We start from the raw sequence: 9,690 nt of genomic DNA, 5'->3' as shown, positions 1-9,690 counted from the left end.
TCTCCATAGAATATTTCACCTTTTGCATTTAAAATGGTTAGATTATAATTATCTAAGTTTTTAAACCAGTTTTTTGCATTTAAGTTTAAACCAACAATTCCTTGTAATTTTTTATTAGCATATACTGGTGTAAAAAATCGTATAGTTGGCCTGTATGGTTTTTCAATTTGTTTTTTCTCTACATTAAGATCTAAATGAGAAACATAAACTTCGTTTTTATGTAATTGTATAGCTTCTTTAAAGTAATACCTGTTAGATTTATCTTGAAATTTTTCAGATGAAGTTAAAGAGTCTATATCTACACGTATAACTTCTATACCTTTAGTGTTAATTAATCTAGCCTGAAAATAATTTGAGTCTACATCAATAAAACTTTTTAATTTTTTTTCAATTTCTAAGATAGATACGTTATTTTCTAAATCTAATTCTACTAATTGACTAATAAATAATACGTTTTTTCTACTAATATTATATAATTCATTTAGTTTTGATTCTGATTCTACTAGCTTGTTGGTAGATTTAATACTCTCTACCAAAACTATATTTTTTGTGTACGACTGTACTTGATTATATGAAACGTTCCATATAATCACAGAAATTATCAAGAATAGTACTACAGATATGAGTATGAGTTTTTTGCCCATAGTATAGGTGGAAAAAAGGGGGTTAAAGGTTTGTAACTTTTAAATGGTACTATAAAGCTACAAAATACTTCTTGTTTATGTAGTATTTTTAACACCTAAAATTTTAACTATTTTGTTACAATAGTATAGAAAGCAGGCATTTAATTATAGACTGTATCTTTTTATGTATGGTTGGTAAATACTAATTTGTTCTTTTTTCACCTAAATGTTAAAGACTTCTTAATTAGTTATTTGATATTTGTATTGTTTATGTTTTTATGAACTTTTATATTTATTATTTATCTGTAAGTTTGCTTATTTATTACAGATTATTCTTTTAATAATATAGTCTTATCTTACGTAAAATGTAGTTGTATATTACATTATAGAATTACATAATCCTTTGTTTTAAATTAATTAAATTATGTAGTATTTATTTTTATTTCTTTATAAGAAATTACTTACCTTTGAATTCCCCAAGCATTTTACAAACTTAATTATTTACGATATGAAGAAAATTGTACTCAAATTCTACTTTATTGCTAAAAACAAGTTTTTGGCTTGTAACTCTTTCTATAATAACTATTTAAAATTTAGTCATTCTTTATTAGGCTGTACAGCTTAAAGTTTTGTTTTATAAAAAATATATAGTGTGTAATTATACAATATAGCTGCTTTTTAGATTATAGTTAATACTCTAACAGGTTATATTATTAGTTGTAGCTGTGCTTTTTTTTATGAAAACAGACTTTTGCTTTTACATAAAAATATAATAAATCTTATGACTACTTACTAAAGTTTTTTAAACAAAAAGGTATAGACATTAGAAAGTTCCTTGTGCGTAAATTTTATAATTTATCTTCAAGGGCAATAGGACTGGTATGTCTATTCTTATCTGTTAAAAACAAAGTCAAAATCTTTTATTTAGGTCATAAGTAATTTATTATCAATTAATTAATTCTTAATTTAATTTTACTACTATGAAATTATTAAAACCTTTTTTATTAGTTACATGCTTGTTTGTAAGCGTGTTTTTAAAGGCTCAAACTCCAGACGGAGAACTAAAACGATGGCACAAATTATCGTTAACATTTAATGGGCCAAGTACAACAGAGACCTCTAATCCAAATCCATTTTCAGATTACAGGTTAGACGTTACATTTACACACATAAGCAGTAGCAGAAGTTATACTGTGCCTGGTTATTTTGCAGCTTGTGGTGATGCAGAAAACACAGGTTGTAGCTCTGGTAATAAATGGAGAGTAAATTTTGCTCCGGATGATATTGGAGCTTGGAACTGGACAGCTGTTTTTAAGTCAGGATCAAATGTAGCTATTAATGGTGGTGGTTCTAATGCAGGATTTATGAATGGTGCAACCGGAACCTTTAACATTGCAGAATCTGATAAATCTGGTAAAGATTTTAGAAGAAAAAACCTAGGTAGGCTACAGTATGTGGGAGAACACTATTTAAAACATACTGGTACTAACCCTAATAAACCAAATGGTCCTTGGTTTTTAAAAGTAGGCGCAGATTCTCCAGAAAATAGGTTTCACTACGTAGATTTTGATGGTACACCTGGTAACACAGCAGGTGGTAACAAAAGTAAAACTTGGCAAGCACATACTAGAGATTATGTAGCTACAGATGCTAGTGCTTATACTTGGAACGGTGGTAAAGGAAAAGGTTTGCTAGGTTCTATTAATTACTTATCTGGTCAGGGAGCAAATGTGATATCTTTTTTAACATGGGCAGCTGGTGGTGATGATGGCGCTGTTTTTCCTCATATACTAAAAGTTTCATCAAGCGATTATTCTAGTACGGGTAAATCTGGACAATGGAATAAATTACATAAAGATAGGTTTGATGTATCTAAACTTGCCCAGTGGGAGAAAGTGATGGAATACGCTGATAAAAAAGGAATGTATCTGCATTTTAAAACAATGGAAACAGAGAATTGTGAAAAAATGGATGGTCATACTTTTGGTAGAGAAAGAAAACTGTATTACCGCGAGTTAATTGCTAGATTTGGTCACCATTTGGCATTAAACTGGAACTTATCTGAAGAAACGACACTTAAAGATGAAGTTGTAAAATCTACAGTTAATTACATAAAAAATCTAGATCCGTATAAGCACCATATTGTATTACACACATATCCAGGACAACAAGACCAAAGATACAATCCGTTAATTGGTAACAAATCTAACCTTACAGGTGTATCTGTACAAACAAGTCAAAATAACGTACATAAAGATATACGTAGATGGGTAATAAACTCTAGAAATGCTGGTAGAAAATGGGTGGTAGCAAATGATGAGCAAGGTAGTGCAACACAAGGTATCATGGTGTCTGACAAGCAGGTTAGAGAAAAAGTACTTTGGGCAACATTATTAGCTGGTGGTGCTGGTGTAGAGTATTACAGTGGTTACACTAGTGATGATGGAGATCTTAACGGTCAAGATCATAGAAAAAGAGGAGCTAAATATAAAGAAGGAAGCTATGCTCTTAACTTTTTTAATGAAAACCTTTTATCTGGTATAACAAAAATGGTTTCTGATGATGGTATTACTGCAGATAGTAAAGATTATGTTTTTGCTGAAGAAGGAAAAACATATGCTATTTACAGACCAAACGGAGGAAGCACATCTTTAAGCTTACCTAGTGGTAACAATAAATATAATGTGCAATGGTTTAACCCTAGAGCAGGAGGTAATTTAACAGCTAAAACTACTTTGGGTTCTAATTTAGTAGCTCCAGATAATAATGACTGGGTTGCTTTAGTTACAAGTAAAAATGACGACGGTAATGCAGGTGGTTGTACTAATAACCTAGCAGCAACACTAGCTCAAGATGCTTATTTGCAAGGAACAACAAGGTTTAATAACGGCGATTTAAGAGTTGAGAGTGGTAAAAGACTGGCTTACTTACAATTTACCGTACCAGCAACAACTAAAACGGTTACAAGTGCAAAACTAGAGTTAACAGTTTCTAGTGATGGTGGTAATGGCTTAATAGAGGTTTTTAAAGGTAGTGCAAACAGTTGGTCAGAGGCTAACTTGTCTAATTCTAACAAACCATCAGAAGGTGTTAAATTAGGATCATTAAATACCAATTACAGTATTGGTAATACATACACTTGGAACCTGTCTAACGTAACACCAGGACAAACAATTTCTTTAATTGTAAAGCAAACAGGTGGTAACGATGTTTCTTTTTCTTCAAAAGAAGGAGTGGCTTCTCCAAGACTTATTTTAAATATTGAGTGTGATGAAGTTAGTAGTGCAGTTGATACTTCTATTTCTTTACCAGGAATTTTAGAAGCAGAAAGTTTTACAGATCAATTAGGTATTGAAGTAGAAAACACATCTGATGTTGGTGGAGGAAAAAACATTGGATATGTAGAAAGTGGTGATTTTACTAGCTACAAAGTAAGTGTAGCAGAAGCAGGTGTTTATAAAGTACAGGCTAAAGTAGCAACAAAAACTACAGGAGGTAAAATTAAGATTAATGCAGATGGTACCAGTGTTGGTGAACTAACAGTTGCAAACACAGGAGGCTGGCAAACTTGGCAAACGGTAAGCACAACTGTTAATTTAGAAGCAGGTGAGCAAACACTTCAATTAAACTTTACAGGTGGTTCTGGTTATTTATTTAATGTAAATAAGCTAATTTTTGAAGAAGATGCTATTACTGTAGAGCCTGGCAATGATTGTGTTGCTGTAGAAAAAAATGGAGTAGTAGCAGTAGAAGCAGAACATTTTCATAGTCAGTCTAAAGATGGTGATAGAAAATGGTATACTTTTAATGAAACTACAACAGGTACTCCAACTCCAGATCCAGATGCAAACCACTATAACGGAGCAAGTGGTAATGGATATTTAGAAATTTTACCAGATACAAGGGTAACTCACAGTGATCCTCTTAATGCTCAGAGTTTCTCTAATCAACCAGGAAAAATAGCAATAGTAGATTACAAAGTTAAGTTTACTAGTCCAGGAAAGTATTTTGTATGGGTAAGAGCTCATTCTACAGGGTCTGAAGATAATGGTGTACACGTTGGTATTAATGGTACTTGGCCAGCTTCAGGACAAAAAATGCAATGGTGTTCTGGTAAACAACAATGGACTTGGGAGAGCAAACAACGTACAAATGCAAATCATTGTGGAGAACCACAAAAAATATTTATTGATGTACCAAGTGCAGGAGTACATACAATTTCTTTTTCAATGAGAGAGGATGGGTTTGAGATGGATAAGTTTGTACTTTCTAAGACGTATACTAAACCTGTTGGGTCTGGACCAGAAGAAGTTTTAGAGGGCTGTTCTAGTTCTAGAAGTGCTGCTGTTACTTTAAAAGTTATGAGTAGCGAGGTTAAAGTTTTTCCTAACCCTGCACAAGATTATATAACTGTTTCTGGTGTTACTACTGGAGAACAAATTATTGTATATGATTTTACAGGCAATGTAGTACTTAAAAAAGTAGCTAGTACTACAGCTGAAACCTTAGATGTATCAACCTTAAAATCGGGTAAATATATAATTAAAACTCAAGGAGAAAAAGGCATTCATTTTTTAAAAAAATAATTAACCTATAGCTATTTGGGAGTATATCCCAAATAGCTTTTTTAAAAATTAAAAATTATGAAAACTTCTCTTTTTAAACAAGTTTGTAATGTTGTTAGCTGCTTAGTTTTTTTATTATTAATAGGTCAAAAAGTAAGTGCTCAATTAAAAGTAGGTGATCCAGGAGTAACGTTTGATGCTAGTAAGTATGATAACCGTTACCCGCAAATGAAAGAATGGCAAAAAGCCGGTGTTAGAGGTGGTATTCCGTTTTTAAAAGATGTAAAAATTGTAAAAACACTTACAAACGGAGCAAATAGTGACGCTATTAATAGTGCTATAAATGATGCATCTAAACAAAGTGGGTTAGTAGCAGTTTTACTTAAAAATGGAACTTATACTATTGATAAGCGAATTAAAATGAAATCTAATGTCTCTTTAATAGGAGAAAGCAGAGATAATGTAAAGTGTATTATAAAAATGAACAGTGGTGATGCTTTTAGTTTTTATAAGGTTCGTAAAAGTGGTATTTACACACTAACTATACAAGGTAGTTGGGGAAAACCAAAATACGACTGGAACTATAGTTTGGATGCTAATGATGAGCTAAAAAGTAACAATAATATCTCTGTTAAATTTAATGACTCTGAAGATTGTTGGTTAGATAAAGTTAACATTTTAAATTCTGCTAGAGATCCTGTTAGAGTACCAGCAAATCATATAACGTTAAGAGATTTAAACGTTGATGGTGCGCATAAAAAAGCAGGTGGCGCACAAGGATATTTTTTTATTCAAGGTGCATATAATTTAATTACGGGTTGTAAGGTTACACATTTAAGACATATTTCTTTACAAGGAGGTAATGTAGAGTACAATGTGGTTTATGATAATGATTTTAGACAAGAGGTAAGTTTCCATAGCGGAGATAAAGGCAATAATTTAATAGAGAATAATAAAATTACTTTGCCTTTTGATATGCCAAACTCTAAAGCAGATACACCTAATGCGGTTTACAACAATAGTAATGAACCTAACTATTATGCTATTATGGGACCTTGGTCTAGTCAGCATCAAAACTCAGAAAAGCCTAATTTTATTTTTAAAAATAACTGTTTAGAAAAAAACCATAATAATGCCAGGCCTTGGTCTAATCCTAGTTTATTATATAAGGGACCTAGACAAGTAAAGCCATCTAATCCTGCTACTAATTTCCCTGCATTATCTGCAAGTTTAACACCTAAGGGAGGTACATTGTATCCTATAATTTTGAGTAAAAATACAGGAGGCTCTAATGCTTGTAATAGTACAGTAACGGTTGCTGGGGCTAATGATGCATACTTACAGCAATCAGCTAAATATAATACTAATGAGTTAAGAGTAGAGGGCAATGAACGAGTTAGTTACTTGCAGTTTAAAATACCTGCTAATTCTGCATCTATTGTAAATGCTAAGTTGCAATTAACTGTGTCTACAGATAGTGGTAGTGGCCGTATTGATGTTTTAAAAGGTAAATCTAATAGTTGGACAGAAGATAATTTGTCTACAACAAACAAACCTTTACAAGGTGCTAAATTAGGTACATTAACAACTACTTATGCAAAGGGTGAAACTTATAGTTGGACACTAACGGAATTACAACCAGGAGAAACTTTAACCTTAGTTGTAAAACAAGTTAGTGGTAACGATGTTTCTTTTTGGTCTAAAGAAGGTGTAAAACCACCAAAATTAGAGCTAAAGTTAAGTTGTAATTCAGCTGCTTCTAAAAGCATACTAAGTTTAAAGGCAAAAGAACTTACATCTTCTATAAAAGTATATCCTAATCCTGCGCAAAATTATGTAACAGTTTCTAATATAAAATCAGGTCAGGAGCTTATTATATATGATTTTTCAGGAAATGTAGTATTTAAAAAAGTAGCTAATAGTTCTGCAGAAACCTTAGATACTTCTGGTTTAAAACCAGGAAAATATATAATTTTAATTCAAGGAAAAAAAGGCATTCAATTTATAAAAAAATAATAATCAAAAGCCGCTTAGCTATTATAGTTAAGCGGCTTTTTAATACTCTTGCTATGATATTAAATAAACAAAAAATAAAAGCATATTTGTTCTGTGCTTTTCTATTATTAAGCGCACTATCTGTAGTTGCACAAAAAAACTATTACGTTAGTGCTTCTGGTAACGATGCTAACAACGGAACATCTGAAGCATCTGCATGGAAAACAATAAATAAAGTAAATAACTCAAAAAACAATATTAACGCAGGTGATATTATCAATTTTAATAAAGGAGACGTTTTTTATGGTTCTTTGGATTTAAAAGGAAAAAAAGGATCATCTGGTAAATCTATTGTGTTAAAGGCGTATGGTTCTGGCGCAAAACCAGTAATTAGAGCAACAAAAAGGGTTAATAACTGGACACGCCATAGTGGTAATATCTGGAAAACAAACCTAGGTAAGGTAAATAATGGTAGAATTGCGTCTCTGTTTTTAAACAACCAAGCACAGCAAATAGGTAGGGAACCAAATGTTAGTGCAGCTAATGGTGGTTACAGAACAATAAAATCTCACGCAGGAAATAATAAATCTATTTCAGAAGCATCAAGTTTACCATATGCATCAAATAGGTTTAAAGGCGGTGAAATTACTATTAGAACTACAGACGATAATGTAAAGGTAGAAACAGTTACATCTCACGGAGGTACAACGGTAAATTTTAGTTTATCTGATCCTAGTGCAGGTTTTGAAAACAATTTGGAAAACAATTTTGGATACTTTTTTCAGAATCACGTTAACACATTAGACAAAAACGGAGAATGGGCACACGATACCAATGCTGGTGTTTTGTATTTGTATAGCAATGGTAACCCTAACAATTTAAATGTAGAAATACCATCAGGGGAAGAGGCTTTAGCTTTAAATAATACCAATTATATTAAAATTCAGGATTTAAGAGTAGAAGGAGGTTTAAGTCAGACTTTATCTATTAGTGGTGCATCTAACTTAACTATAACAAACTGTAATTTTTACAATGGTAATAACTACTTGTCTTTAGGTTTTACCTTAAGCAATATTAAAGTAACAAATACTGTTTTTGAAGAAAGTAATAACGTAGCAATACGTTGGGAAGGTATAAATGGATTAACCTTTAGCAATAATACAGTTAAAAATATTGGTATGCGTACTGGTATGGGTGCACCAGGTTTTATTGGTTATACAGGAGTTAGGTTTATTAGTAAATCTGGATCCTCTACTAACATTATAGAAAAAAACACAATTAAAGATATAGGTTATCATGCATTAAATTTTGGTGGTGGTAATTTAAAAATTAGGTATAACAACATTAGTAATTATTGTTATACTAAAGATGATGGTGGTGGTATATATTCTGTTGGTAATAAAAACGGAAATAACAGCATTTATAGCAATATTGTACACGATTCTCCTGGTGCAATTAGAGGCATACCAAGTGGTAGAGGCTTTAAAACAGCTGGTATTTATATAGATAACGATTCCCAAAACCAGTTAATTTATGAGAATACAGTATACAATATAGTAGGTTGGGGTTTAATGGCAAACTTGTCTAGTAAAAATACAATTAAAGATAATACAGTTTATAATTGTGATAATGGATTGGTACTATCTACTTATAGCAATAGTTTTGGTGCTGGTGGTAGTGTAGCAAAATCAACAAATAACACTATAACTAATAATATTTTGTTTTGTAAAAATCCAAATCAGTTTTCTGCAAGGTATACTAACCAAATTACAGATGCTGGTTTTAATACCTTTTTAGGTGATGTAAATAGTAATTATTACTGTATGCCTTTTAATGGAAGCAAACAAATTAGTATAAGAGCAGGCAGACAAAATACAGAGTATAACTTAGATGAATTTAAATCTAAATATCCTAATTACGAGAAAAAAGGAAAGAGTGCTCCGGTTACTTTTGCAACAACAGCAAACCCTAATACTTTTATAAAATTTGAAGTAAATAATACAGGTGTTGCAAAATCTGTGAGTTTAGGGTCTACAGAGTATGTAGATGCTAAGCATAAAAATTACACAGGCAATATAACTTTAGCTCCTTACTCTGCTATAGTATTATTAAAAGGTAAGGGTGATGATGCTTTGCCAATAACTTCTCAGTTAATAGATAACGGTATGTATACTTTAGAGTCTGTAACCTCTAACCAAAGACTTTTATCTAGAGCCTTAGAGATATTTAACGCTAAAATGGTAAATCCGGGTAATTTTGATGATCAAAAATGGATTTTTACACATTTAGGTGATAACGTATACACTATAAAGAACAAAGCAAACAATAGGTTTTTAGAAGTGCCTAATGCTAAATGTGAGAATAAAGTACAAGTAGCAACTTATACTAGTGCAGCTGGCAAACACCAACAGTGGAAAGTTGTAGAAAACGGAACTAATGTATACGGCTTATTGCCTAACCACTGCCAAACACAAGGTTTAGACCGTAATAACGGAACACTTAATACC

Annotated in this window: 4 protein-coding genes; 3 read left to right on the top strand and 1 reads right to left on the bottom strand. The window is 31.7% G+C overall.

Annotated elements, in window-relative coordinates:
- A partial coding sequence (locus ABJD66_RS06720) for a hypothetical protein (protein ID WP_348129639.1) occupies window positions 1-644 on the bottom strand: 644 nt, incomplete at its 3' end.
- A 959-nt stretch (window positions 645-1,603) separates the two neighbouring features.
- Between ABJD66_RS06720 and ABJD66_RS06715 the strand changes: the two genes are divergently transcribed.
- From ABJD66_RS06715 to ABJD66_RS06705, 3 genes are all read left to right on the top strand, one after another.
- Window positions 1,604-5,209, top strand: coding sequence for a carbohydrate-binding protein (locus ABJD66_RS06715; RefSeq protein WP_348129636.1), 3,606 nt, complete (start codon window positions 1,604-1,606; stop codon window positions 5,207-5,209).
- Between the two features lie 57 nt (window positions 5,210-5,266).
- Window positions 5,267-7,204 carry a T9SS type A sorting domain-containing protein gene (locus ABJD66_RS06710; protein WP_348129634.1) on the top strand — a complete coding sequence of 646 codons (1,938 nt, stop codon included), beginning with the start codon at window positions 5,267-5,269 and terminating at the stop codon, window positions 7,202-7,204.
- Window positions 7,205-7,257: 53 nt separating this feature from the next.
- The coding region (locus ABJD66_RS06705; protein WP_348129631.1) for a right-handed parallel beta-helix repeat-containing protein at window positions 7,258-9,690 on the top strand (2,433 nt) is incomplete at its 3' end.

Origin of the sequence: Cellulophaga sp., assembly GCF_039943695.1 — a bacterium.
In the GTDB taxonomy this organism is placed as follows: Bacteria; Bacteroidota; Bacteroidia; order Flavobacteriales; family Flavobacteriaceae; genus Cellulophaga.
The sequence above is the reverse complement of the archived record's forward strand: the minus strand, read 5'-3'. Positions and strand labels throughout refer to the sequence as shown.